The sequence below is a fragment of the Alistipes sp. ZOR0009 genome (assembly GCF_000798815.1).
Taxonomy (GTDB): Bacteria; Bacteroidota; Bacteroidia; order Bacteroidales; family ZOR0009; genus Acetobacteroides.
In genome coordinates, this window is sequence record NZ_JTLD01000109.1 from 2,407 (window position 1) to 3,427 (window position 1,021).

The following is a 1,021-nucleotide window of genomic DNA, read 5'->3' on the forward strand; positions in this document are numbered from 1 at the left end:
AAAACCAGCAGAATGCAAATGTTCTTATCAACAGCTGCGCTTTGCTTTTTTGCTACTTTTGGATGGTAGTTGGGAGGCTGGTGCTTAGCAAGGTCGAAGTCACAGACTTCGCCCAGACTAGTGCGCTGATGTAGACTACGGCGAGCAGGGGGGAATTGAATCACTTAACAATTAAGAAATACAAACCTGTAAATATAACCACCACAGAATGGAATAATATCAAATCTTGGCTAGGTTATTAAGAGAAATATTCTTTAAATTCTTTATCAATAGATAAATCAACGAATTGGTCAATGTCTTTATAGATATTGACCAATTCTATTATTGAGGAAACCTCTTTACTCTTGTTTGTATGATCAAAGTTTTCAATCGCAAAGGAATTACCACTTTTTAAATAGTTTAATAATACTTTTGTTTTGCCAATGGCAAAACTTTGTCCAGAGGCAATTTGAAAGGCATCTAAAATATCACAAATTTCTTTGTATGAGACTGAAGATGTATCTTCCAGTTGTTTCTTTAATTTATGTTGAAAATCAGCAATCATTTCTTATTTAGAGAAAGTAAAACGTAAGTTTAGTTGCAGTCAAAGTAAATCAATTATTATGAATAACCCTGCTAGCCGGGTTAAACTACTCAGTTAAACAGAGGCTACAGTAATCACCTTAGCTAGCCGTAGTCTAAATTAAACGCACAGGGCTCGGCGGCATTTGTAATGCCGTCGAACTTAAGTAGCGGTCTTTGACCGTCATTAAAAAACATAACAACGCACCCATTACGGCTGCGCTGTTCTTTTACTTTTGAATGGCAGTCGGGAGGCTGGTGCTTAGCAAGGACGAAGACACAACCGAGCACGAAGTGCGAGTTCAGCGTAGCTAATCTTCGCTTAGGCACGAACGCTGATGTAGATTATGGCGATTGACAAAGGAAAGGTTGGTGTATAAAAGACTGCTAACCTAAATATTATTCCTTTTTCATCATTTCTTTTCAAGGATGAAAAGAAACGAAGCAAAGAAAAATCCTG

The 1,021-nt window shown here is 37.4% G+C and carries 1 protein-coding gene; it reads right to left on the bottom strand.

Features of this window, described 5'->3' with window-relative positions; translation table 11 throughout:
* Positions 1 to 238 precede the first annotated feature (238 nt).
* A complete protein-coding gene (locus L990_RS16635) occupies positions 239 to 544 on the bottom strand; it encodes a hypothetical protein (RefSeq protein ID WP_047451776.1) in 306 nt (101 codons plus the stop codon).
* Positions 545 to 1,021 lie beyond the last annotated feature (477 nt).

Excerpts from the sequence above, each read along its gene's own strand:
- L990_RS16635 (WP_047451776.1), bottom strand. The coding sequence starts at position 544 with ATGATTGCTGATTTTCAACATAAATTAAAGAAACAACTGGAAGATACA.